At 45.0% G+C, this 444-nt stretch carries 1 protein-coding gene; it reads right to left on the bottom strand.

The window, feature by feature from the left end; genetic code table 11:
• A partial coding sequence (locus C9412_RS20460) for an ABC transporter substrate-binding protein (protein ID WP_258190388.1) occupies positions 1-444 on the bottom strand: 444 nt, incomplete at both ends.

Here is a 444-nt window from a genome sequence, read left to right on the forward strand (position 1 = left end):
TGCCTCTGCCTCATGAAGGGTGCTATTTCTCTTTTGTTCATCTGCTTCCTGGCTCGCCTTTTTAATCAGCTGATCATAGGTGTCGTTTGACCATCCCGTCCGGTTCATCGCATTCCCTGTTTGGAAGCTCTCTAGGAAATTGATCGGATCTGCATAGTCTGCTAAAAATGAACTTTGCGAGAATTGGAATTTCAGCGCCTTTTGATCTTCTGCAAATACATTGGCTTCCATGTTTGCAAGCTTCACATCTACACCCAGCGCTTCTTTTAATTGCTGCTGGATGGCTTCAGCTTTTTTCTTGTTCTCAGGCGTTGTGCTATATGTTAATGTGACGGGCGGCAGCTTCGAATAGTTCTCTTCTTTCAGCCCTTTTTCTAATAGCTTCGCAGCTTCACTCGTATCTTGTTTGACAAGATCGCCGCCAGCTTCTCTGAAATCTTCACC

Source organism: Stenotrophomonas sp. Nf1, assembly GCF_003028475.1.
Lineage (GTDB): Bacteria > Pseudomonadota > Gammaproteobacteria > Xanthomonadales > Xanthomonadaceae > Stenotrophomonas.